The 23,772-nt window shown below is 51.2% G+C and carries 20 protein-coding genes; 16 read left to right on the top strand and 4 right to left on the bottom strand.

Annotated elements, in window-relative coordinates:
* The first annotated feature begins 108 nt into the window (after positions 1–108).
* Both ACO0K4_RS06020 and lpxC read left to right on the top strand, forming a co-directional pair.
* Positions 109–615, top strand: coding sequence for a peroxiredoxin (locus ACO0K4_RS06020; protein WP_422955716.1), 507 nt, complete (start codon positions 109–111; stop codon positions 613–615).
* A 140-nt stretch (positions 616–755) separates the two neighbouring features.
* Positions 756–1,694: a UDP-3-O-acyl-N-acetylglucosamine deacetylase gene (gene lpxC, locus ACO0K4_RS06015; protein WP_422955864.1), complete on the top strand. Its 939-nt coding sequence runs from the start codon at positions 756–758 to the stop codon at positions 1,692–1,694.
* 278 nt (positions 1,695–1,972) lie between these two features.
* On the opposite strand, the gene ACO0K4_RS06010 is transcribed toward lpxC, so the two are convergent.
* On the bottom strand, positions 1,973–2,476 hold the full coding sequence (locus ACO0K4_RS06010; RefSeq protein WP_422955715.1) for a DciA family protein: 504 nt from the start codon (positions 2,474–2,476) through the stop codon (positions 1,973–1,975).
* A gap of 91 nt (positions 2,477–2,567) precedes the next feature.
* On the opposite strand from ACO0K4_RS06010, the gene ACO0K4_RS06005 reads away from it, so the two are divergent.
* The 4 genes from ACO0K4_RS06005 to ACO0K4_RS05990 all read left to right on the top strand — a co-directional run bounded on the left by ACO0K4_RS06005 (position 2,568) and on the right by ACO0K4_RS05990 (position 9,298).
* A complete protein-coding gene (locus ACO0K4_RS06005) occupies positions 2,568–3,518 on the top strand; it encodes a M23 family metallopeptidase (protein ID WP_422955714.1) in 951 nt (316 codons plus the stop codon).
* A gap of 196 nt (positions 3,519–3,714) precedes the next feature.
* Positions 3,715–6,570, top strand: coding sequence for a preprotein translocase subunit SecA (gene secA / locus ACO0K4_RS06000; RefSeq protein ID WP_422955713.1), 2,856 nt, complete (start codon positions 3,715–3,717; stop codon positions 6,568–6,570).
* A gap of 311 nt (positions 6,571–6,881) precedes the next feature.
* Positions 6,882–7,667 (top strand): substrate-binding periplasmic protein, encoded by a 786-nt coding sequence (locus ACO0K4_RS05995; protein WP_422955712.1) that lies wholly within the window; start codon positions 6,882–6,884, stop codon positions 7,665–7,667.
* On the top strand, positions 7,661–9,298 hold the full coding sequence (locus ACO0K4_RS05990; RefSeq protein ID WP_422955711.1) for a CHASE domain-containing protein: 1,638 nt from the start codon (positions 7,661–7,663) through the stop codon (positions 9,296–9,298). Before ACO0K4_RS05995 ends, ACO0K4_RS05990 begins: the two co-directional genes overlap by 7 nt.
* A gap of 19 nt (positions 9,299–9,317) precedes the next feature.
* Here the strand turns inward: ACO0K4_RS05990 and ACO0K4_RS05985 are convergent, their stop codons facing one another.
* Positions 9,318–10,145 (bottom strand): IclR family transcriptional regulator, encoded by an 828-nt coding sequence (locus tag ACO0K4_RS05985; protein ID WP_422955710.1) that lies wholly within the window; start codon positions 10,143–10,145, stop codon positions 9,318–9,320.
* Between the two features lie 370 nt (positions 10,146–10,515).
* Between ACO0K4_RS05985 and ACO0K4_RS05980 the strand changes: the two genes are divergently transcribed.
* The 10 genes from ACO0K4_RS05980 (at position 10,516) to ACO0K4_RS05935 (ending at position 22,668) form a co-directional block, all read left to right on the top strand.
* Positions 10,516–12,108, top strand: coding sequence for a 3-hydroxyacyl-CoA dehydrogenase (locus ACO0K4_RS05980; RefSeq protein WP_422955709.1), 1,593 nt, complete (start codon positions 10,516–10,518; stop codon positions 12,106–12,108).
* 146 nt (positions 12,109–12,254) lie between these two features.
* Complete coding sequence (locus ACO0K4_RS05975; RefSeq protein ID WP_422955708.1) at positions 12,255–13,451, top strand: acyl-CoA dehydrogenase family protein; 1,197 nt, start codon at positions 12,255–12,257, stop codon at positions 13,449–13,451.
* 23 nt (positions 13,452–13,474) lie between these two features.
* Entirely contained in the window at positions 13,475–14,605 is a 1,131-nt protein-coding gene (locus tag ACO0K4_RS05970) for an acyl-CoA dehydrogenase family protein (RefSeq protein WP_422955707.1), read from the top strand.
* Positions 14,606–14,714: 109 nt separating this feature from the next.
* Positions 14,715–15,953, top strand: coding sequence for a bifunctional glutamate N-acetyltransferase/amino-acid acetyltransferase ArgJ (gene argJ, locus ACO0K4_RS05965; protein ID WP_422955706.1), 1,239 nt, complete (start codon positions 14,715–14,717; stop codon positions 15,951–15,953).
* Positions 15,954–15,988: 35 nt separating this feature from the next.
* Positions 15,989–16,852: an ATP-binding protein gene (locus ACO0K4_RS05960; protein ID WP_422955705.1), complete on the top strand. Its 864-nt coding sequence runs from the start codon at positions 15,989–15,991 to the stop codon at positions 16,850–16,852.
* Between the two features lie 113 nt (positions 16,853–16,965).
* Positions 16,966–17,373, top strand: a complete 408-nt coding sequence (locus ACO0K4_RS05955) for an NUDIX domain-containing protein (protein ID WP_422955704.1) — start codon at positions 16,966–16,968, stop codon at positions 17,371–17,373.
* Between the two features lie 581 nt (positions 17,374–17,954).
* A complete protein-coding gene (alr, locus tag ACO0K4_RS05950; RefSeq protein ID WP_422955703.1) occupies positions 17,955–19,088 on the top strand; it encodes an alanine racemase in 1,134 nt (377 codons plus the stop codon).
* A gap of 47 nt (positions 19,089–19,135) precedes the next feature.
* Positions 19,136–20,431, top strand: coding sequence for a D-amino acid dehydrogenase (locus ACO0K4_RS05945; protein ID WP_422955702.1), 1,296 nt, complete (start codon positions 19,136–19,138; stop codon positions 20,429–20,431).
* Positions 20,428–21,066, top strand: a complete 639-nt coding sequence (locus tag ACO0K4_RS05940; protein ID WP_422955701.1) for a hypothetical protein — start codon at positions 20,428–20,430, stop codon at positions 21,064–21,066. The genes ACO0K4_RS05945 and ACO0K4_RS05940 overlap by 4 nt, the downstream gene beginning before the upstream one ends.
* Before the next feature lie 45 nt (positions 21,067–21,111).
* A complete protein-coding gene (locus tag ACO0K4_RS05935) occupies positions 21,112–22,668 on the top strand; it encodes a sigma 54-interacting transcriptional regulator (RefSeq protein WP_422955700.1) in 1,557 nt (518 codons plus the stop codon).
* Between the two features lie 116 nt (positions 22,669–22,784).
* Here the strand turns inward: ACO0K4_RS05935 and yacG are convergent, their stop codons facing one another.
* Together yacG and zapD are read right to left on the bottom strand one after the other, a co-directional pair.
* Entirely contained in the window at positions 22,785–22,979 is a 195-nt protein-coding gene (gene yacG / locus ACO0K4_RS05930) for a DNA gyrase inhibitor YacG (protein WP_422955699.1), read from the bottom strand.
* Positions 22,980–22,993: 14 nt separating this feature from the next.
* The gene (gene zapD / locus ACO0K4_RS05925; RefSeq protein WP_422955698.1) at positions 22,994–23,749 is read right to left on the bottom strand and encodes a cell division protein ZapD; all 756 of its coding nucleotides are present in this window, start codon (positions 23,747–23,749) and stop codon (positions 22,994–22,996) included.
* Between the last annotated feature and the right edge of the window lie 23 nt (positions 23,750–23,772).

Raw genomic sequence — 23,772 nt, 5'->3', positions numbered from 1 at the left:
ACTCAGGCATACTGACGCACCAGCCTCAGTGAGCGCAGCAGGAATCCATTTTTTAATGCGGCGCTGAGGGAATATCGTGAATCAACCCATACAAATCAGGAGCACAACATGAGCATCAAGATCGGTGACAAATTGCCAGCAGGCAGCCTCGCAGAATTTATCGAAGTCGAATCAGAAGCTTGTTCTTTAGGACCAAATACCTTCAAGGTCGAAGATCTGACTAAAGGTAAAACGATTGCGATTTTTGGTTTGCCCGGCGCTTACACACCAACTTGCTCCGCGAAACATGTTCCTGGTTATATTCAGCACGCCGCCGATTTAAAAGCCAAAGGTGTTGATGAAATCTGGTGTATCTCTGTCAATGATGCGTTCGTTATGGGCGCATGGGGCCGTGATCAGAAAGCGACTGGCACTGTACGCATGATGGCTGACGGTAATGCTGACTTTAGCAAAGCACTAGGTCTGGATGCTGACTTCAGCAAATTCGGTATGGGCGTGCGTTCCCAGCGTTATTCTTTACTGGCAGTCGATGGTGTGGTGACGCAATTGAATGTGGAAGAGGGCGGCAAGTTTGAGGTGTCAAATGCAGAGACTCTGCTGGCGCAATTGAGTTAAGACTCCTCAGTTTTACTACGGGACTCCAGGTTCCGGCAAAAAAAGCCATAGCGATCCTATGGCTTTTTTTATGAAGACAGGCTTTGTTGTAAAGCAAGCCACTGCCACCGAAGATTTTGAGCAACCGTTATAATGCTGGGATGCTAAAACAAAGAACAATCAAACAAACTGTTAAAACCGTCGGCGTCGGCTTGCATTCCGGTACCCGGGTTGACCTGGTGCTGCGGCCTGCTGCTATTGATACCGGTATTATTTTTACACGCACCGATCTCGTGCCTCCGGTGGTGTTTCCGGCAACCGCCTTGAATGTCGGCGATACGCGTATGGCATCGACGTTGAACGTCGATGGCGCCAAGGTCTCTACGGTAGAGCATTTGTTATCAGCATGCGCAGGACTGGGTATTGATAATCTATATATCGATATCAGCGCAGAAGAAATTCCTATCATGGATGGCTCTGCATCCTCGTTTGTCTACCTGTTGCAGCAGGCAGGCATGCAAGAGCAGGAAGCTGCCAAGAAATTCATTCGTGTGTTAAAGCCCGTCGAAATTCGTGAAGGCACAGGTAAGTCTGAAAAATGGGCGCGCCTTGAACCTTTCGACGGTTTTAAATTACATTTTTTTATCGAGTTTAATCATCCAGCCGTGGATGGAACAACGCAAACGGCCGAAGTTGATTTCGCCAAAGTCTCATATAGCAAAGATGTCGCCCGGGCACGTACTTTCGGGTTTATGCAAGATGTAGAGATGCTGCGCGGGATCGGTCTGGCACGCGGCGGCTCGATGGAAAATGCCATCGTGATGGATGAATACCGGATTCTGAACGCAGATGGCCTGCGTTTTGATGATGAATTTGTCCGCCACAAAATTCTGGATGCGATCGGCGATCTCTACCTGATCGGTCATCCTTTGCTGGCGAGTTATACCGCGCATAAATCTGGTCATGGTTTAAATAATCAGTTATTGCGGGTCTTGCTGGAACAACCTGATGCTTATGAAATTGTGAGCTTTGATGCGATTGAAAATGCGCCGGATTCTTACGGTTTGCAAGAGCAGCGTGAATGGGCGTTGTCTTCCTAAGTTTGTTGGCGATGCAAGTTTGCCGGAAAATATTAGTAATAGCGCCAGGCAAAAAAGCCTTGAGCAGCATGCAAAGCCACCATTTCGCAGTCAGAGTCCGCAACTATTTGTGAACTGTCTGCATCTCGACAGCGGCGGGTTTGGAATACACCCAAACTGATTTGCTGTAAGCCCTATACTCAGGGTGAGTATAGGTAAAAATTCTGCTTAATCCGCCTATTTTACGGCGCGATTGAAAAATACTCCCCCGATTCTACTTTTATCAGAGCAATGTCAGGCTATGTGCCTGACTGATGCCGCTTCACCAGTTTATGCAAGGCCGCTCTCAACTCTGCATTTTGTGGTGTATTTTCTAAGGCATTTTCCAGACTATCAAAGGCTTTGACAGCGCGGTCAGACAGGCTGCATTGTTTGACATAGGGCTTAGGCTCGACTTTTCGCCTGACTTGTACTTTGATACGGATTGCGTTAATCTGCCATCCCCGCTGTAGTAAACCGTCTTGCAATTTTGGACACTGTTGTTTGAGTTTGGTGGCTAGGGCAGCGTTGGGTGCAGACAGGGTAAGCTGACCCTCTTCTAACTGCAGTACATCGCAGGCTTCAAACATCGCGGGGAGCAGGTTCCCGCAGTCTTTTTGCAATTTGGCATTGCGCCTGATCGTAGGTAAGAGAGGCGAAATTTGTTCGTTGCTACGCAAGAAATCGGCGGCACCGCTGGTTTCCGGCAATTTTCGTCCGCGTTTGATGTTGATTCGATAGGGAGGTGGTGAAGATGCTTGCATGGATGGAACCTTACCACAAACTGCCTGGTTTGTTCGCCCTCAGCATCTGCTCACGTTGCTATGGTGGCGTCACTTTTTCAGGAGTGAATTGATGCAAATTATCATTATGCATTCGCGCTTCACCAAAGCAAAGTCTATTACCCTCAGTTCCAACCACCTGATTTTCGGCATTCTTGGTTTCTTGATGCTGACCATGATTTGTTCCGCCGTGATGGCCGCCTTAACCTTGCGCCTGGCCAGCGGTGACATCCCTTTTTTACGAGATTTTGTACCGGTTGCCGTGGCGAATGATCCGAATGCGAAGGATCGCTACGTCAAAGAAAATATCGCTGCCATGGCCGTCAAGCTTGGCGAAATGCAGGCTCAGCTGATACGTCTGGATGCACTTGGCGAGCGGGTGCAGGGTCTGGCTGGTGTCAAGCCGGAGGAGTTTAATTTCCGCGAATTGCCAGGGCGTGGCGGCGCAGAAATGTCCTCAGTCCCACCGCGGGAATTGACTATGACGGAGTTTCAGGCAGCAATGGATGCCATGGCAAAAGACGTCGAGCTTCGTTCTGATTATATGAACGTGGTCGAGACGAAATTGATGGGCTTTAAAGTGCAGTCAAAATTATTGCCGACGATTTCTCCGGTGAACGCGAGCTACAACGCGTCTACGTTTGGCTGGCGGCTGGATCCTTTCTCCGGTCGCAGTGCATTTCATGAAGGCATTGATTTTCCTGCGCCAACCGGAACCACGATTGTCGCTGCTGCAGGTGGTGTGGTGATTGCCGCGGAGTTTCATCCGCAATTCGGCAACATGATCGAAATTGATCATGGCGGCGAAATCATGACCCGCTATGCGCATACATCGAAGGTGTACGTCAAAGTCGGCGATATCGTCAAGCGGGGTCAGCACATTGCTGATATTGGCTCCACCGGACGCTCTACAGGGGCGCATCTGCATTTCGAGGTTCACGTCAAAGGCGTGCCGCAAAACCCAAGCAAATTTCTGAACGCGGGTGCGAATCAGGCTGACATGGCAGCGATTAGCCAAAAATAAACTTGTTTTTGGTAAATTTGCCTCCAAATCCTCCTACATATGTCACTTTGTCATTGAGCAATTGCTAGTGACCAGCGTTGCCATGTTAAAATCCGACGTTTACTTGTGTTAGCTTATTGTTGTTGCAAAATCAATTTTTTGAGTTATTGTTGATCAAGCGGCAATTTTTTTCAGAATTCATTCATCCATTCATAGCATGTCATTCCTGACCAAAATATTCGGTAGTCGCAATCAGCGGCTCTTGAAGCAGTACCAAAAAACCGTGCGTGACATCAACGCATTGGAACCCAAGCTGGAAGCCTTGTCGGATGAGGCCTTGCAGGCCAAGACTGCGGAGTTCAAAACCCGCGTCGAGAATGGTGAAACCCTGGATGCGATCTTGCCGGAAGCATTTGCGGTTTGCCGCGAAGCCAGTAAGCGCGTTCTCAAAATGCGCCATTTTGATGTGCAGATGATAGGCGGCATGGTGCTGCATTACGGCAAAATTGCTGAAATGGGCACCGGCGAAGGTAAAACTTTGATGGCGACATTGCCGACCTACCTGAATGCATTGTCGGGCAAGGGCGTGCACGTTGTCACCGTGAATGATTATCTGGCGCAACGTGATGCAGAGTGGATGGGCAAATTATATGCTTGGCTCGGCCTGAGTACGGGCGTCAATCTGTCTCAGCTCGAACATGATGCGAAACAGGTCGCTTACGCTTCTGATATTACTTACGGTACCAACAACGAATTCGGTTTTGACTACCTGCGTGACAATATGGTGTACGAAGCCAAGGATCGCGTCCAGCGCAGTCTGAATTTCGCAGTGGTTGATGAGGTCGATTCCATTTTGATCGATGAAGCACGGACACCGCTGATTATCTCCGGTCAAGCGGAGAATCACACTGAGCTGTATTACAAAATCAATGAAGTGCCGAAGCTGCTGACCTTGCAGATTGGTGAAGAAACACCGGATGGCAAGAGCACGATTGAAGTTCCGGGTGACTACACCAAAGATGAAAAATCGCATCAGGTTTTGCTGACCGAAGCTGGTCACGACAATGCCGAGCGTATCCTGACCCAGATGGGTTTGTTGCCGGAAGGCGCATCTTTGTACGACGCAGCACATATCACGCTGATTCATCATCTGTATGCGGCATTGCGCGCTCATGCACTGTATTTCCGCGACCAGCACTATGTGGTGCAAGACAATGAAATCGTGATTGTCGATGAATTCACTGGCCGTATGATGACGGGCCGTCGCTGGTCAGATGGTTTGCATCAAGCTGTGGAAGCCAAAGAAGGCGTCAAGATTCAAAACGAAAACCAGACGCTGGCATCGATTACATTCCAGAACTACTTCCGTATGTATAACCGTTTGTCCGGCATGACCGGTACAGCCGATACGGAAGCCTACGAATTCCAGGAAATCTACGGCCTCGAAACCGTCGTGATTCCGCCGAACCGTCCTTCGCAGCGTAAAGATCGTCAGGATCAGGTCTACAAGAGCGCCGAAGAAAAATACAATGCCATGCTGATTGATATCAAGGATTGCTACGAGCGTGGTCAGCCGGTATTGGTCGGTACTACCTCGATTGAAAATTCTGAATTGTTATCCGGCATTCTGGATAAAGCTAAATTGCCGCATAACGTGCTGAATGCAAAACAGCATGCACGCGAAGCGGAAATCATTGCCCAGGCGGGTCGTCCAAAAGGCATCACGATTGCGACCAATATGGCCGGTCGCGGTACTGATATCGTATTGGGTGGTAACGTCGCCAAACAGGTACAACTGATCGAGGCGGATGAAACACTGTCCGACGCAGTCAAGCAGGAAAAAGCACAGCAATTGCGTGATGAATGGCAATCGCTCCATGAACATGTGGTCAATGCCGGTGGCTTGCATATCGTCGGTACAGAGCGTCATGAATCACGTCGCGTCGATAACCAGTTGCGTGGTCGTTCCGGTCGTCAGGGTGATCCCGGTTCTTCCCGCTTCTATCTGTCGCTGGATGATCAGTTGCTGCGTATTTTTGCAGGTGATCGCGTACGTGCCATCATGGACCGCTTGAAGATGCCAGAAGGCGAACCGATCGAAGCAGGTATTGTCTCGCGCTCTATCGAATCCGCTCAGCGCAAAGTAGAAGCGCGTAACTTCGACGTACGTAAACAATTGCTGGAATACGATGACGTCGCCAATGATCAGCGTAAAGTCATCTATCAGCAGCGTAATGAATTGTTAGAAGCACAGGATATGTCTGAGCTGATTTCGTCTTTGCGTGCCGGTATGTTCTACGATGTTGTGCGTACCCACGTTCCAGCCGAATCTGTTGAAGAGCAATGGGATATTCCGGCTTTGCAATCGGTGCTGGCCAGTGAATGGGCTCTGGATATTCCTTTGGCAAGCATGCTCGAAGCGGAACCGAATCTGAATGACGAAGACATTCTGGAGCGCGTACAAAAAGCAGCAGATGCGGCCTACGAAGCAAAAGTGGCTTTGGTCGGTAAAGATGCATTCGCAGGTTTTGAGCGCAGCATCATGTTGCAAAGTATTGACTCGCACTGGCGCGAACATCTGGCTGCCTTAGATCATTTGCGCCAAGGTATTCACTTGCGTGGTTACGCACAGAAAAATCCTAAACAGGAATACAAGCGCGAAGCATTTGAATTATTTGGCCAGATGCTTGATCTGATTAAAAATGAAGTGGTGCGTACGATTGTTACCGTGCGTATCCAGTCGCGCGAAGAGATCGAAGCAGCCGAGCAGCAACTGGCGCAGTCGCAAGTCGAAAACGTGCATTATCAGCACGCCGATTTTGATGCGAATGCTTCACCGGAAGAAATGCTAGCTCCTACTGCAAATCCGGAATCTGGTCAGACCCAATATGTTCTCAAAGTTGGTCGTAATGATCCTTGCCCGTGCGGCAGTGGCAAAAAATTCAAACAATGCCACGGCAAGCTGAATCCTGACCAGGCTCAGGGCGAGTACGCCTTCTCCGTTGGTCGGAATGATCCATGTCCTTGCGGCAGCGGTAAAAAGTTCAAACAATGCCACGGCAAGTTAGCCTGAACCAACGAGGCAGTTAAAAGCATCGTAAAGTTTTAGCTAGTATCAACAAAAAGGCGGAGATATCCGCCTTTTTTTCGTCTCTTAGTTTGTTTGTGTGTTTGTTATTTATTCGTATCCATTCTGTCTGCGCTAAGGATGACACGTCACTTTTCCTAAAGTCGGAGAATCACACAAGAACAACGATAAACACAGTATTGTTCTTTGCCTGTTATACAATAAGATCAGCTAGGTTTTCTCCATGGTTAAACGCTTTTCAGGCTTTGCAGTTTTTATAAAGTTTGCATGTGAATACACCGTTTATCCCAAAATTCATGTTACTGCTCCGATTGGTGGCGTTGGCTGCAACACTCAACGCAACTGCGGCGGTAGCCTTCGATTGCTCGCGTCCTTTGACGCTGGCTCTGCATGAGCACGGTTTGCTGTACTCATCGCAAACTGGTGCAGGAATTGACAAAGATATTGCCGATGAACTGACGCGACGTAGCGGCTGCAAAATTACAATCAGTGTGTTGCCGCGAGCCCGCATCTGGCAGTTGATCGAATCGGGGGCGCTCGACTTCAGCCTGTCTGGTATCCGTAATGACGAGCGTGATCGCTACGCGGCCTTTGCCTGGTATTTTTCAAATAAATATTACTTGCTGGTGCGTAAAGACGTACAGGTCAAACAGCTTGCGGATTTTGAGGATAATCCTGCATTGCAGTTGGGCGCGATACGCTCATTCAGATATGGTCCAAGTGCCAACCGGCTGGTGGATAAATTGCACGCCGGACAGCGCGTGACCTATGCCTCTGCGCTGGAACCTTTATACCAAGCGCTGGCAAGCAAGCGGATTCATGGCATGATCATCGAGCCTTTCGATTATTCTCAGGTCGAAACCATGTCAATCCGCGACCTGACTACCATCATAGAAACAAATGACCCGCCGATTCCGCACGGTCTGATCATGTCGAAAAAATCCTTGAGTATCGCAGAGCAGGAAAAGTGGCGCAGTCTGATCAAGGGCATGCGTGACGACGGCACGGTGCTGGCGATTTTTGAAAAATACTTCAAGCCAGAATTGGCTAATGCAATGGTTAACTTCTATCTATCATGGTAAGCAGTCTCAGCCGCCGCCTGACTGTCGCCGCCGTCCTGTGCATTTCGCTGGGCGTCACCTATGCACTCTGGCGTCACGAAAAAACCAATGCCTGGCTCGATACCCGTACCACACTGGACTTCAGTGCTCGTGATGTGGCGAGTCGCATCGAACAACGGCTTGCCGCCAGTGAGCAAGTTCTGCGTGGTGCGCAGGCGGTATTCGGTATGTCGGATGTCGTCAAGCGCAAGGACTTCGCCAACTACGTCAATTCACTGCAATTAGGTGCTGATTATGTGGGCATGGAAGGGCTAGGCATCGCCCTGGCGGTCGAGTCCGGCAAACTGGAGCCACATGTGCTCGCCATGCGGCAGCAAGGTATCGTTGATTATCAATTGTATCCGCTGGCGACGGCGACACGTTCTACTCAGACCTGGATGGCACCGTTCATACAGATCGAGCCATCACTGGAGCGGAATCGTCGCCAACTAGGCTTCGACGCTATGTCCGACCCTGTGCACAGAGCCGCCCTGGAGCGCGCCCGTGATGCCGGTACTTTGGCGATTACAGGTATGCTGAATCTGTCTCATGAGGATAAAGCCAGTCTGCACAAAGGTTTTTACGTGTACTTGCCTGTCTACAAAGACGGTGTCGTACCGGATAGTCCCGAAGCACGCCATAGTAATCTGGTCGGCTGGGTATTCGCCCCTTTTCGTATGGATGATCTGATGGCGAGCCTGTATGGTGAGACGCCACGCGCAACCGCTGTCCGGATTTACGATGGAGTTGAGACCTCAGCCGGTAATCTGATGTACGAATCCTTGCGGCTTGAATCGTTGAACATGGCACCAGTCAAATCAGGATTGTCCGCTGCGATGGCCTTGTTCTCTTCACGTGATCAGACCATTGAGGTAACCGAATATCTCGCGAACGGCGGACGCTCCTGGTCGGTCGTGATTACGGCCTTACCTGGTTTTGAAGAGCATCTCGGCAAGGACAAATCCGGGCTGATCGCCGTGATCGGCGTTACGTTGAGTATGTTGATGTGTCTGCTGACCTGGCAACTGGTTTCCGGTCGTGAACGTGCATTGAATCTGGCACGCGAGATGACCAGAGAACTGCGTGAGAGTGAAGCGCGCTTCCGTTATCTGGCGCAGTATGACGAGTTATCGGGTTTGCCGAATCGCGCGATGTTTCGTGACCGTCTGCAACACGCCATCACCGTCGCCAAGCGTGATAAACACCTGCTTGCATTGATGTATCTGGATCTGGACAAATTTAAACCGATTAACGACAGCCTCGGGCATCACGTCGGTGATTTATTATTGCGCGCCGTTGCCGAAAAAATGCTGCGCTGTGTTCGTGAGTCCGACACCGTTGCACGTATGGGCGGTGATGAATTCGTCGTACTTTTGCCCGTTATCGAGCACGAACAGGACGCTTTGCTGGTCGCGGAAAAAATCCGGCAGGCACTGTGCGAGCCATTCGAGGTCGCCGGTGGTCATCTGCTGCATGTGTCGTGCAGCATTGGTATTGCGTTGTACCCGCAGCATGCGCAGGATGATATTGAGCTTTCGCGTCATGCTGATATTGCGATGTATCGTGCCAAAGAATTGGGACGCGATATGGTGCAGGTATTTACGCCATCCTGATTGTATGATTTGAGGCGGTTCAGACTCCCAGGGACAGCTTTAGCCGTCGCACCAGATCAAGCAAGCGCGGACGTACTTCAGCCAGCAAAAAAGACGATGATAAAGTGAAGGCTGGTCCGCCGCAATTAATCGAGACCGGCGGCATGCCGTTTCCCGGATAAAAGGCGACTGCGATCGCATTCACATCTTTTTGCCAGCTACCGAACGAAGTGCAGCAACCCAGTTCCTGATATTCGCTGATGGAGAGCTGAATCTCTTTGGCAACCGTCTGCCAGTGCGCCTCATCTGCCTGCTGTATCTGGGTGAGCCAATGGCCACGCTCATCAGCGCGCATTTCTGCCAGAATCGCCCGGCCCATCGCGGTGTTCGCCAGCGGGATACGAGAGCCAACATCAAGGCTCAGTGTCAGCGCGGTCTGGCTACGACAATTCTCCACATAAATCATACTGAGCCGGTCGCGCATACCAAGCGACACCATACCCTGAGAAAAATCTGCCAGCTCCTGCATCAGCGGACGCGCTAGCTGACGCACATCCAGTCTTGCCAGCATCGCACTGCCGAGCGCCAGAGTCGCAGAGCCCAGGCGATACTTACCCAGTGAATCGACGTAATCGAGATGACCTGTTTTAGTCAGCGTATAGGTCAGGCGCGATACTGTCGATTTGGGTAGCTGGCAGCGCTCCGCCAATTCCTGATTTCCTAAGGCCTTATCACCTGAGCGAAAACATGCCAGCAACTCCAGACCTCGTGCCAGTGCCGTGACGAAATGCCGGTCTTCTTTGGCATTCCCGCCAGCTTGAGTAGATTGCTCTGATACCGTGGAAATAGGGGTGTTTTTTTTGATCATTCTTGACTTGGTGCGATAGACGAAATACAGTAAATAGAATGTGCGGAACTTAATTCTGCATTGCAGAACTAGCTTATCAGTAATCGGATAAAACGCAAAGTCGGCAGGATAAAAAAGTGGGATGCCGCGAGCGCTGTCTAATGAGCAGGCAAGTAAAAAGTACATAAAAAGCTCACAATCATGCAGTCGCGAATGACATCGAAATACCGGGCAAGCCGCGATGAACTAATAAGCGTGCTGCTAAGTTGATCAGCAGTATGGCGATGCAGGCAGACCTCTGCTTCAATGCGTGATCTGATGGACAACGCGATATACAGCAAAGCAGGGAGTCGCCCGAATTCCCCGCAAACCAAGTCACAGGGATGACGCAATGAACGAACATCAATTACAAGGAGCCGCCTCACCGCGGCCCGCCTATAATTCTCCTGACCTGATATTGGGTGTGATCGGTTGTGGCGTGATGGGGCGCGGGATCGCCCAGATTGCCGCTCTGGCAGGGACGCAGGTGCGGTTGATGGACAGTCGTGCCGGTGCCGCACAGGCCGCACGTCAGGATCTGCTGGCGACCTTCGTTAAATTGGTGGAGAAAGGCCGCCTCACGCAGAGTGTGGCTGATGCCGCGGCCGCGCGACTGTTGATTGCCGGCGATATCCGGGATCTGGCTGATGTGCATATCGTCATCGAGGCGATAGTCGAGGATCTCGCAGCAAAAAAATCCTTGCTTCAGCAGCTGGAATCCATCGTCGGGCCAACAACCATCCTGGCGACGAATACCTCGTCTTTATCCGTGACCGCCATTGCTGCTGGCTTGCAAGTACCGCAGCGTGTCGCCGGATTTCATTTTTTCAATCCTGTGCCGCTGATGAAAATCGTCGAAGCCATTGGTGGCTTGCTGACCGACGCAGAGGTTGTGGATTACCTGATTGCATTAGGTACGTATTGGGGTCATGCAACGGTGCGTGCCAAAGATACACCAGGCTTCATCGTCAATCACGCCGGGCGTGGTTATGGTACCGAGGGCTTGCGCATCCTGGCGGAAAATACGACGGATATCGCGCATCTCGATCATATTTTGCGTGAGTGTGCAGGATTCAAACTAGGCCCTTGCGAACTGATGGATTTGACCGGACTGGATGTCTCACATCCGGTGATGGAGTCGATTTATCAGCAATACTACGAAGAGCCGCGCTTCCGCCCGCAAGGCCTGACACGTCAGATGCTGACGGCGGGCGTACTGGGTAAGAAAACAGGACAAGGTTTTTATCGCTACGACAATGCGGGTAAAAAGCTCAGTCACATCGCTTCGTCGCCGCAGGCAGACGCCACACCACCGGCCCATTTACCTCGTGCGATATGGCTCAGTCGCGCTCAGTCCGGACCTAGTGAGGGCTTACGGGAATTGATCGCGACTTTGGCAAGCAGCGCCAGTGTTGAATTTGATCAGGGTGAGTGCCCCGGTGCGGATAGTTTATGCATCGTCACGCCCATTGGTGATGACGCCAGTACCTGCTGCATCAACGAAGGTCTTGATCCGCAACGCACGCTGGCGATGGATGTGCTGTTTAATCTCACAACCCGTCGCGTGTTGATGACGACGCCCGCGACCAGCGATATGTATCGCGTCATGGCTGACAGTTTTTTCAGTGCCGATGGTGCTGCGGTCAGTGTGATCCGCGACAGCTATGGCTTGGTCGCACAGCGAGTCGTTGCCCATATTATTAACATTGCCTGCGACATCGCCCAGCAGCATATTGCCTTGCCTGAAGATATCGATCGCGCCGTCAAACTTGGCCTCGGTTATCCGCAAGGTCCTTTGGCCTGGGGTGACCAGCTGGGTGCTGGCACGGTGCTGCATATTCTTGAACGCCTATTGCAGCATACCGGCGATCCGCGGTACCGCCCTAGTCCCTGGCTGAAGCGCCGCGCACAGCTCCATTTATCCTTGCATCAGACAGAAAAATAAGGACAATTTATAGATACTCCCCCTGATTCATATAAAAATAATCTTGATTGCGCTTATTTTTATTGCGGTTTGAAAATATACAGGGGTAGAGTATGTATATATTGCATCAATGTTCAACATGCACATCGTCATCGCGAGAACCCAGTATGAATCTCAATTTTAGTGAGCAGGATCAGATCTTCCGGCAAGAAGTGAGAGCCTTTATCGCCCGCGCTTTGCCCGCCGATATTCAGCACAAAGTTGTCAACGGACTGATCCTGGATAGGGACGATTATGTACGCTGGCAACAGGCCCTGCATGCGCAAGGGTGGGGTGGATCATCCTGGGCAACCGAGTTCGGTGGTACCGGCTGGTCAGCGGTACAGAAATATATTTTTGAAGAAGAAGTCGCCGCCGCCGGTGCGCCAAGAATTATTCCCTTCGGTGTCAAGATGGTGGCTCCGGTCATCATGGCTTTTGGCTCGCCCGCACAACAGCAACGCTTTTTACCTAATATTTTATCGGGTGAAGAATGGTGGTGTCAGGGCTATTCCGAACCCGGTTCAGGTTCCGACCTCGCCTCTGTCAAAACGACAGCGCAGCGGGATGGTGACTACTACATCGTCAATGGTCAGAAGACCTGGACCACGCAAGCCCAGTATGCCGACTGGATTTTTTGTCTGGTGCGTACCGATCAGGAAGTCAAACCGCAACGCGGGATTTCCTTTCTGCTGATCGACATGAAAACGCCGGGCATCACCGTGCGTCCTATTATCACCATGGACGGCGCACATGAGGTGAACGAAGTCTGGTTCGATCAGGTACGCGTACCGGCAGAGAACCTGGTCGGTGAAGAAAATGCGGGCTGGACCTATGCCAAGTTTTTGCTTGGCCATGAGCGCACCAATATCGCGGGAATCGGGATTGCCAAGCGTGAACTAACGCGCCTGAAACGGATCGCCAGTCAAGAAATTAAAAACGGCAAACCACTCATTCAGGATCCGCAATTTTCATTGCGCATTGCCCAGATTCAGGTTGATCTGACTGCGCTGGAGATCACCAACCTGCGCGTATTATCAGCCGAAGAGCAGCGCAGAACCCCCGGCCCTGAAGCCTCGATTTTAAAAATCAAAGGGACCCAAATCCAGCAGGCGATTACCGAGCTCATGACTCAGGCGGTTGGTCTGTATGCCTTGCCTTTGCGGCGTGATGCGATGGCGGCGGGCTATCAGGGAGAGCATGCCGGCCCCGAGTACGCCATCTCACTCGCCGCCAATTACCTGAACATGCGCAAGCTCTCTATCTACGGCGGATCGAACGAGATTCAAAAGAACATCATCGCCCAAATGATTCTCGGTTTATAAAAATAAAAAATACGGAGTACACCATGGATTTCACCTTCAGCGAAGAGCAGACGATGTTCCAAGACGCCACGCGCCGCTTCATCGGTAACGAAGCAAGTTTTGAACAACGTCAGCAGTCTAAAAAAACGCCCAATGGGTATAGCAGCAAGATCTGGCAGGGATTTGCTGATCTTGGTTTGCTGGCTTTGCTGGTCGCCGAAGAGGATGGCGGCCTGGGCGGATCAGCGATCGATGCCATGCTCGTTATGAGTGTAATGGGCGAAGGCTTGGTGATTGAGCCTTATCTCGCCAGCGCCGTGCTCGCGACAAGGATGATCAGCTTGTCCGGTAATCCGGAACAACGCGCTCGCTACTTGCCTGATCTGATCAGGGGCGCAGCGGTCGCGGTACTCGCCCACGACGAAGCTACGACACGGTTCGATCGCCTGCACATCAGCACCAGTGCCAAGCCAGCGGTTGATACCGGAGGCTATGTATTGAACGGGCATAAAAGCGTAGTACCACATGGCGCTTCTGCTGATCTGTTGCTCGTTACAGCACGCATGCCGGATCACGGCTTGTCGGTATTTGCGGTCGCAAAATCAACGCCCGGGTTGCGCATCCTGCCTTACACCACGGTCGATGGTATTGCCGCCGCCGAAATCTATCTCGATCAGGTGATCATCCCCGCAAACTGCTTGCTCGACGCCCAATCCGATGCCGGAGCTGCAGTCAATCAAACGCTCGATCTCGGCATCGCCGCCGTCTGTGCAGAAGCCGTAGGCGCACTCGATAAACTGCTGGCCGCCACCATCGTCTATGCAAAAAATCGCCAGCAATTCGGTGTCGTCATCGGTAAATTTCAGGCACTCCAGCACAAGATGGCCGACATGGTGCTCCACATAGAACAAGCCCGCTCAATGAGTTGCCTTGCCGCCGTCAGATCCGAAGATCACGACACGGCCAGTCGCACCATCGCCTTATCATCCGCCAAAGCAGTCATAGGCCAAGCCTGCCGCTTTGTCGGCCAGCAAGCAGTCCAACTTCACGGCGGTATGGGGGTGACAGATGAACTCGATGTCAGCCATTACTTCAAACGATTAATGGCGATAGAGTTACAGTTCGGGAGTACGGATTATCACCTGGAGGTGGTGGCGCAACACTTGGTGTCGTAATTGCCTCTGATGAGTCTCAATTGGATTCGCGTCCAGTGTGAGTTTTAGTCGCTTAGTCCCTCATAAAATACCCTACAATATTGGATTGACTTCATCGCTAGGACAGATCATGGCCGTTAATTCCCCTCTTCCCGTCGCCGCCGACTTACTTCCTGTTGCCGGTATCCAGCTTGGATATGCTGAGGCGGGTATTAAAAAACCGCATCGTAAAGATGTGCTGGTTATGACGCTGGCACCCACGGCGACCGTTGCAGGTGTATTCACGACCAATCGTTTTTGTGCTGCGCCGGTGCAGGTAAGTAAGGCGCATCTGGAGGGTTTGCATATGTCGGCCGGACCGATTCGTGCGCTGGTGATCAATACAGGTAATGCGAATGCGGGGACGGGGGACGCCGGCCTGGCTGCCGCGAATGCGACATGCGCTGCCTTGGCTGAATTGTTGCAGTGCGAAGCGTCGCAGATTTTGCCGTTCTCGACTGGCGTGATTCTGGAGCCGTTACCCGTGGATCGTCTGGTTGCAGGTTTGCCGCAGGCGATTGCGAATTTAAAAGCCGACAGCTGGTACGCAGCAGCCGAGGCGATCATGACCACCGACACTCAGCCAAAAGCTGCGTCAGCGACCGTCGTTATCAATGGCCAGACCGTGACGCTGACGGGTATCAGTAAAGGGGCGGGCATGATCAAGCCGAACATGGCAACCATGCTCGGCTATCTGGCACTGGATGCGAAAGTCGCCCAGCCGGTACTCGATCACCTGGTCAAGCAGGCGGCGGATAAATCTTTTAATTGCATCACGATTGATGGTGACACCTCGACTAACGATTCGTTTATGCTGATAGCGACCGGGGCGTCCGATGTCGAAGTCAATGAAATCGATACGCCGGAATATCAGTTGCTGGCAAAAGCCGTGATCGATTTGTCGCAAAAACTTGCGCACATGATTATCCGTGATGGCGAGGGGGCAACCAAGTTCATGACGATTACCGTTGAAGAAGGTCGTGATATTGATGAATGTCGCAAGATTGCGTATTCGATTGCGCATTCTCCTTTAGTTAAAACGGCGTTCTTTGCGTCTGATCCAAATTTGGGACGTATTCTGGCGGCGATCGGTTATGCCAGTGTCGGTGACCTGGATGTGAGTAAATTGAATTTGTATCTCGACGATGTCTGGGTCGCCAAAAATGGCGGTCGTAATCCAGAGTACCGCGAAGAGGACGGTCAGCGCGTGATGAAACAAAGCGAAATTACGATCCGCGTCAAACTTGCTCGCGGTGATGCCGAGGCGACGGTGTGGACCTGTGATCTGTCACATGATTACGTATCGATTAATGCGGATTACCGTTCTTAATATTCCTTTCATTTCACTCTGTGCATGGAAACAGCATGACGCAACTCGATCAGTTTTTAGTCAGTGCTGAACAGGTATTAAGCCGACTGGAAAAACTATTGCCCGCTTCCGCACCGGCGCCAGACTTTGCCCTGGGTACGGCGTTTCGCTGGCGCAAGCGCGGCAATGTCGCTTATTTGCAAGTGGTACGTCATGCGTCTTCTATTGCGCTCGGCGATTTGCATAATATTGCGAGCCAGAAGCAGCAGATTGAGCAAAATACTTTGCAATTCGTACGCGGCAAGCCTGCAAATAATGTGCTACTGACAGGCGCGCGCGGTACCGGTAAATCGTCCTTGATTAAAGCCTGCCTGAACCAATTTGCTGATCAGGGCTTGCGTCTGATTGAGGTCGACAAATCGGATCTGGCGGACTTGCCGGATATCGTCGATCTGGTTGCTGAACGTCCTGAGCGCTTCATTATTTTTTGCGACGACTTATCGTTTGAAGAAGGCGAGAGCGGCTATAAGGCGCTGAAAGTCGCACTGGATGGCAGCATCGCGGCGCAATCCGATAATGTACTGATCTATGCAACCTCAAACCGGCGTCATTTGCTACCGGAAAAAATGTCTGATAACGCAAGCTATACGCATGCCGAGGACGGTGACTTGCATCCCGGTGAAACGGTAGAAGAAAAAATCTCGCTGTCCGAACGTTTCGGTTTGTGGGTCTCGTTTTATCCGTTTAAGCAAGACGATTATCTGGATATCGTCGCGCACTGGTTAGGCAGTATGGGCTGTAATGCGGAGCAGGTAGCGGCTGCCCGTGGAGATGCGCTGCGCTGGGCCTTGCAGCGCGGCTCCCGTTCCGGGCGCGTTGCATGGCAGTTTGCTCGTGACTATGCTGGCAAGCTTGCGTAATTTTATGATACTGGGTAGATGTATATGCTTTTATATGTCTTTATCCGCAGGTTTTATCTGGTCTTTAAAAAATACTCCCCCTTTCACTCTATTTTCTCTTACTCCCTTACGATATGAAACCAGCCCCTATTGATGTCGCAGTCGGTATTTTGATGAAGCCGAATGGCGATGTCTTATTAGGGCAACGCCCGGCGGGCAAGCCTTACGAAGGTTACTGGGAGTTCCCGGGGGGGAAGGTCGAAGCGGGAGAAAGTATCCTGGACGCCTTGAAACGGGAATTTGTTGAGGAGCTCGGTGTACAGATCGATACGGCCGAAGCCTGGTGTGGCGTCGAGCATGTGTATCCGCATGCGCATGTGCGACTGCATTTTTATATTAGTCATGAGTGGACCGGTCAGCCGCAAAGTCTGGAAGGTCAGGCGTTTGCCTGGCAGGGAAGTGTGGCTGTGTCCCCATTATTGCCAGCGACTATTCCGTTGCTGGAGTGGCTGGACGTCAGGCGCGCCGAAGCTACTGTATAAACCCGTATAGATCTCGATATCTGGATGTAAGTCAGCTTAATTACAAATGGCTGATACTGAGCGCTAGTTTTTCTCCGCATTGACCAATCATTTTTCCTCTTCGTCCCACCGGAATGTGACGTTTAGCACTGTATGCATTCCGCTACAGTGCGTAATTTCACGTATTGCCGCTGTCATATAATGCTGAAATCATGCGTCACTTAAGATTTTTTGTCCTTTCAGCTAGTGCCATCAAGTCATGTGTACTAAAATCAATACACTGTATCGTTATCAATACATCGTCCAGTTTATCGGACATGCTAGAAGCGAAACTCTAGATTTTCATCAAAATTCATTCGAGTGTATTGAAAGCGATACATATGATTATCGGTATTTCCGATGAATATTTTCTAAGTCGTTGAATTATTTCAATAAAATTTTGTGGCACGGCGATTGCTAATACGAACCCTAATGTCGTTTCCAGCGAATAAGAGAAAAGGGCGCACGTTGGTGTGTGGCTACTACAGACAGCACGAGCGAATAACGCGTTATTCATCCTTATATGGAAATGGAATAGCGATGGTCACTACGGAGATGTGTAAATGCGGCATATGACGGGAAACTCAGAGGCAGCGGGGCGCGCGGGCGCTATTCTGACGATCAATCTTCCAGCTTTACGTCATAACTATCGTTTTTTACAAAATAAATTAGGCAAGGCGCGCTGCGGTGCGGCGGTCAAAGCGGATGCCTATGGTCTGGGGGCAATCAAGGTCGCTCAGACTTTGCAGCAAGAATCTTGCCGTGATTTTTTTGTCGCGCATCTCGATGAGGCGATTGCACTGCGTCCCCATTTATCGACTGAGAGTGCGATCTATGTCATGCACGGCTCCCCTGTCGGCTACGAAGCCGAATTCCTTGAATTCAATTGCACCCCTGTTTTAAATAGTCTGGAGCAAATTGCGGCATGGCGCGCACTCGCAACCGCGCAGCAAAAGACTTTGCCGGCGATTGTGCAGCTCGATACAGGTATGTCGCGTATGGGGATGTCGCCGCAAGAAGTTCAGGCGTGGCTGGCGGACCCGGCGATTACACAGGGAATTCAGGTGACTCATCTGATGAGCCACCTCGCCTGTGCGGAGGATCAGCAAGATCCGATGAATCAGCAACAGTTGCAGACCTTCAGGGCATTGAGGGCGCAATTGCCTGCATGTGGTGCAACGCTGGCGAATTCTTCCGGAATATTTTTAGGTTCCGATTTTCATTTCGATATGGCACGCCCGGGTGCGGCTTTGTACGGCGTGGCACCAGTTGCTGGTCAGCCGAATCCTATGCGGGCAGTCGCCTGTCTGCAGGCAAAAATTATCCAGATCCGCACGATCGCTGCGGGGGCTGGCGTTGGTTACAGCATGACTTACCGGGCACCGGCTGAGCGCACTATTGCGACGGTAGCGGTGGGCTACGCAGATGGCTGGTTGCGTAGCCTGAGCAATCGCGGCGTCGCGTATATCGCGGGTCAGGCGGCACCGATGGTCGGCAATGTATCCATGGACACTATTACGCTCGACGTGAGCAATGTCGATGCGGCGCAGCTTTATCCGGGTGCGCCGGTCGATCTGTTATCAGCGAAAAATACGGTCGATACCGTCGCCAGACTCGCTCATACCATCGGCTATGAAATCCTGACCAGTCTGGGTCAGCGTTATCATCGCCATTACCTAGAATCTGAATCTGAGTAGCATCCAATAAGTCACTCCAGTGATGTAGGGAATAAGGGAGAAGCACAATGAAAGTAGTCATACTGGGCGCCGGCGTAATTGGTACCGCATCTGCGTATTACCTGGCCAAAGCGGGACACGAGGTGACGGTAATCGAGCGTCAACCCGCTGCTGCATTGGAAACCAGTTACGCGAATGCAGGCGAAGTATCCCCCGGATATTCTGCGCCATGGGCCGGACCGGGCGTTCCAATGAAAGCCATCAAATGGCTGATGATGAAGCATAGCCCGCTAGCTATACGTCCTAGCCTCGATCCGCACATGTGGCGCTGGGTCACACAGATGCTGTTGAACTGCACGACTAAGCGGTACGAGATCAACAAAGGCCGTATGTTGCGCATGGCGGAATATAGCCGGGATACCTTGCAGCAGTTGCGTGCCGATACCGGGATTCATTACGACGAGCGCACTCAGGGAACGTTGCAGTTATTCCGTAACGAGGCACAACTCGAAGGATCCAAATTCGATACGGATATTTTGGATCGTTATGGCGTACCTTATGAAGTGCTGGATAAGGCAGCTTGTCTGGCAGTCGAACCGGCACTGAAAAATGTGCCGAATAAGTTTGTCGGTGCTTTACGCCTGCCAGGTGATGAGACAGGAGATTGCTTTAAATTTACCCAAAATCTGTCCAAATTGGCTGAAGAGCTGGGCGTTCAGTTTAAGTACGGTGTGAGTGTCGAAAAAGTGCTTCATGAGGGTGATCGCATTACCGGCGTGAAAACCTCGACCGGTACCGTGCAGGCCGATGCCTATGTGCTGGCCTTGGGGAGTTATTCCTCAGTCATGCTGCGGGAACTGGGGATAAACATTCCTGTGTATCCGATTAAAGGCTATTCGATCACAGTACCGATTATCGATGCGCAAAAAGCGCCGGAATCGACGGTCATGGATGAAACCTACAAGATCGCCATTACGCGTCTGGGTGATCGCATCCGTGTCGGTGGTACCGCAGAAATTACCGGTTACGACCTGAGCTTGCGCGAGGAGAGGAGGGCGACGCTGGTGCATTCGGTTACAGATCTGTTCCCTGGTGGTGGCGATATCGCAAAAGCAGAATTTTGGACTGGCTTGCGTCCGATGACACCAGATGGCACACCGATCGTCGGACCTACACCGTTCCGCAATCTCTATCTGAACACCGGCCACGGAACATTGGGCTGGACCATGGCGTGCGGCTCCGGTCGCTTTATCGCTGATGTTGTATCCAACAAGCGTCCTGCGATTTCTACCGAAGGCTTGTTCATGGATCGTTATGGCAAGGCGAATCGTCCGATTATTGTAGCCAAGGAGTTGCAAGCATGAATTTGATCGAACGTGAACAACTGGTCTCGACGACCGAGATATTTTCTGACCCGACGCTGAACATGCGCTTCTACACAGCAATCGAATTGCTGGCGCAAATCGTGATGGTAATGCCACGCACAGCAACGGTCGCTTCACTGGTGCAGGCAACCGGAAAAACGCCGCGGCTGGTACGTTCTATTCTGTCTACGCTGAGTAAAGATGGTCTGGTCGCACGTGATGTGAAAGAGAAAGATGCATGGCATTGCCGCTCTTGTAACGGCATCATCACACTCGCTGACATCTATCGCTGTTTCTGTCTGGCGGAAGAAAAAGCGGTTGCTAAAGCAGAAGAGAAAGCGCGCGAAGAATTGAATGCCAAAGCTGCGCAGGCAGAGATTGATGCAGAGAATGGTGTAGAGTCCCCTGATGCGGCGAGTGACACGGGTAAAGAACGTGAGCGTCCATCCAGACCACGTAGCTCTAACCAGCAAAGCGTTGATCTGTTGATGATGCAGGTCAAAATGACCGTCAATCGTGCAGTGTTTCAACAATTAGAACAATTTGATCTCGGCCGTCTTCGCGGGTTAGCGTCAACCACAAGTTTTCGCAGCCACAATGCGCGACCACGCGGTTACATCCCCGAACCCCACTGATCATTTGAGACGATAACCTGCTCACTTTTCACCTAAGCAAGACTGATGCGCATCAATATCCAGTTTAAAGATCGAGTAGGGATTGCGCATGAAATACTGGCGGTGTTCGCCCTGCGCGGGTTGAATGTCGTCGGTGTTGAAGTCGATCCTCCGAACATCTATATCGATAGCCCCGAACTGCTTGAGTTTATGCTGCCATCCTTGCAGCAGGATTGTGATCAGGTGCGTGGCGTAGGCAAAATCAATATTCTCGATATCTTGCCTGGCAAGCGGCGCCGCCTGAATCTTGACACCATGATGGCCGTGATGGAAGACCCGGTATTGGCCATCGATGCAAACGGTCGAGTCGTCGTGGCAAACGCCGCAGCGGCGGCCGTGTCTGGCATGTCAGAGGAAATTCTCTGCCAGAAAAGTCTGGTCGATTTGCTGGAGGATACATCCGCTCAGGAGGAGTTGATATCCAATTCTTTTCATGTTCCCAGTCGTGAGGTGATCTTGAACGGCGAGCCGTTCTGGATGGACGTCACTCCGGTTTCAGAACCCATCACTCACGACATGGCGCGTAACGGTCAGACCGTGGGAGCCGTATTGACCCTGCATGCGCCCCGTCGTATCGGCGGCAGGATACATGCATTACAGCACTCCGAAGGAAGTGGTTTTCATTTCATTATTGGTGAGTCCGAGCAAATCAGGGCGATCAAGGCCAAGGCTGCCAAGGTGGCGGTGGTGGACGCGCCGTTGCTCATCACGGGTGAGACGGGAACCGGTAAAGAATTGCTGGCACAGGCTTGTCACGGCGTCAGTGCGCGATGCAATGCCCCTTTTCTTGAGCTGAACTGCGCGGCATTGCCTGAGAGCCTGGCAGAGAGTGAATTATTTGGTTATATGTCCGGCGCATTCACTGGTGCGCAACGCGGAGGCAAGCCGGGATTGATCGAAATGGCCGATGGCGGCACCGTGTTTCTGGATGAGATTGGGGAGATGTCTTTATATCTGCAGGCGAAACTGCTTCGCTTTTTGAACGACGGTAAATTCAGGCGTATTGGTGGCGATAAGGAGGTTAAGGTGAATGTCCGCATTATTAGTGCGACTCACCGTAACTTGCGCAAGATGGTCCAGGAGGGCTTGTTCCGCGAAGATTTATTTTATCGCCTGAATGTGCTGCATCTGGAAATGCCCGCCCTGCGTGAGCGTCCGGATGATATTTTGCCGCTTGCCAGACACTTCATTGAGCGCGCCTGTACACAGGCGCAAAAGCCTGTGTGCCGATTGAATTCCGCTGCTTGTGCGGCACTCGTGGCGAACCGTTGGCCGGGCAATGTGCGACAGCTGCAAAATGTCGTTTTCAGGGCAATTACGATGTCGGATCAGCGGGTACTGGATGCTGCTGATCTGGATTGGGCTGAGGGAAGTATTACTGCGGATGAAGTGAATATCGATGCTGCAGAGAGCTGGGAATTGACGGTGCAGGCATTTGAATCAAGTTTACTGGAGAAGCTATATTTGCAGTATCCATCGAGCCGCAAACTCGCTGCCCGGTTGGATACTTCGCATTCGATGATTGCTGCCAAACTCAGGAAATACGGCATCCCCAAACGCTAATATTTGCATACATGTCTAGTAGAAGTGCGATTGCTAACAGATAGCAATCAACCCTATTAAGCCTGTTGACCTCATTGACCAGGTAACGGATTCTGTAACAGGTTTTGACGGTAGGATTATTGCAGGCTTGATTGAGATAAATCTTCGTCGGGATCTTCTGGCAAATTGACAGCGGGGATCGTGTATTTTTCTTCTGCCCAAGCACCCAGATCAATTTTTTTACAACGTTCAGAACAAAACGGACGATAGGTATTCTCGTTGGTCCAGGCTACTTTTTTGCCACAAGTCGGGCAATCTACAACTGTGCTCATAAGTCTCTACTACGTTAAAAATTACAGAGTGTCAGGTCAAACGGGATATCGCTTTCAAAAGCTTTGGGCTTCATATCACCGTCTTGGGACATAAAGCGTATCCACAACATGTATTTATTTGCCGAGATTTCCGGGATGGCTCCCATCTCGCGAACTACGCTGACGCGCAGCAGCTGATATATTTTTCCTTGCAACATTTGCTGGTAACTACCTGCCTGTGCAATGACTTTCGTCGTTACGCCAGATTCTCTTAATAACCGCAGGACGATATTAATCGCATCAAATAAGGGGGCAATCGGTGCAAACCAGTTGGCAATATCCGCGAAACGTTTCTCTGCCGGATTCTTTTGCCAGGCGTGATAACTAGGTAAATCAAATTCACAAGCCCCGCCGGGAATAATCGTACGACCGCGTATGCTCATCAACCATTCATTATCACGGACGTTCTGACCAGTTTTTCCGGTGGAGGCCATCAGGGCACTACTGGCGCGATCTACCTCATCAAGAATCTGATCCAGCATGTCCGCCTGAACATTCGGATTAGATTTGAAGCTGATGAGTGTGTGTTTTTGTCGTTCCAGTTCTTGCAGGAGATCAGACTTAAGGTCGGCGCGACCAGCGACTTCCAGCATTTCAAAAATGGTGGAGAGGGCAACGTGATGCTGCATAGGATCAGACTGATGCAGGAAAAAAGTGAATTTTTCGTACAGGTCTTCCAGCCGCAATAACGTGCGAATACGCTCGTTAAAAGGGTATTCGTAAACGATCAAAATAATATCCCTGTCAAAATTGG

Source organism: Undibacterium sp. RuTC16W, assembly GCF_049339445.1.
Taxonomy (GTDB): domain Bacteria; phylum Pseudomonadota; class Gammaproteobacteria; order Burkholderiales; family Burkholderiaceae_D; genus Undibacterium.
The sequence above is the reverse complement of the archived record's forward strand: the minus strand, read 5'-3'. Positions and strand labels throughout refer to the sequence as shown.

Coding starts and splice junctions, on each gene's coding strand:
- ACO0K4_RS05960 (WP_422955705.1), top strand. CDS start 15,989: ATGACGCAACTCGATCAGTTTTTAGTCAGTGCTGAACAGGTATTAAGC.
- ACO0K4_RS05970 (WP_422955707.1), top strand. CDS start 13,475: ATGGATTTCACCTTCAGCGAAGAGCAGACGATGTTCCAAGACGCCACG.
- ACO0K4_RS05935 (WP_422955700.1), top strand. CDS start 21,112: ATGCGCATCAATATCCAGTTTAAAGATCGAGTAGGGATTGCGCATGAA.
- ACO0K4_RS05945 (WP_422955702.1), top strand. CDS start 19,136: ATGAAAGTAGTCATACTGGGCGCCGGCGTAATTGGTACCGCATCTGCG.
- ACO0K4_RS05995 (WP_422955712.1), top strand. CDS start 6,882: ATGTTACTGCTCCGATTGGTGGCGTTGGCTGCAACACTCAACGCAACT.
- ACO0K4_RS05980 (WP_422955709.1), top strand. CDS start 10,516: ATGAACGAACATCAATTACAAGGAGCCGCCTCACCGCGGCCCGCCTAT.
- ACO0K4_RS05975 (WP_422955708.1), top strand. CDS start 12,255: ATGAATCTCAATTTTAGTGAGCAGGATCAGATCTTCCGGCAAGAAGTG.
- ACO0K4_RS06005 (WP_422955714.1), top strand. CDS start 2,568: ATGCAAATTATCATTATGCATTCGCGCTTCACCAAAGCAAAGTCTATT.
- yacG (WP_422955699.1), bottom strand. CDS start 22,979: ATGAGCACAGTTGTAGATTGCCCGACTTGTGGCAAAAAAGTAGCCTGG.
- ACO0K4_RS05985 (WP_422955710.1), bottom strand. CDS start 10,145: ATGATCAAAAAAAACACCCCTATTTCCACGGTATCAGAGCAATCTACT.
- secA (WP_422955713.1), top strand. CDS start 3,715: ATGTCATTCCTGACCAAAATATTCGGTAGTCGCAATCAGCGGCTCTTG.
- ACO0K4_RS05990 (WP_422955711.1), top strand. CDS start 7,661: ATGGTAAGCAGTCTCAGCCGCCGCCTGACTGTCGCCGCCGTCCTGTGC.
- ACO0K4_RS06010 (WP_422955715.1), bottom strand. CDS start 2,476: ATGCAAGCATCTTCACCACCTCCCTATCGAATCAACATCAAACGCGGA.
- argJ (WP_422955706.1), top strand. CDS start 14,715: ATGGCCGTTAATTCCCCTCTTCCCGTCGCCGCCGACTTACTTCCTGTT.
- lpxC (WP_422955864.1), top strand. CDS start 756: ATGCTAAAACAAAGAACAATCAAACAAACTGTTAAAACCGTCGGCGTC.
- alr (WP_422955703.1), top strand. CDS start 17,955: ATGCGGCATATGACGGGAAACTCAGAGGCAGCGGGGCGCGCGGGCGCT.
- ACO0K4_RS05940 (WP_422955701.1), top strand. CDS start 20,428: ATGAATTTGATCGAACGTGAACAACTGGTCTCGACGACCGAGATATTT.
- ACO0K4_RS06020 (WP_422955716.1), top strand. CDS start 109: ATGAGCATCAAGATCGGTGACAAATTGCCAGCAGGCAGCCTCGCAGAA.
- ACO0K4_RS05955 (WP_422955704.1), top strand. CDS start 16,966: ATGAAACCAGCCCCTATTGATGTCGCAGTCGGTATTTTGATGAAGCCG.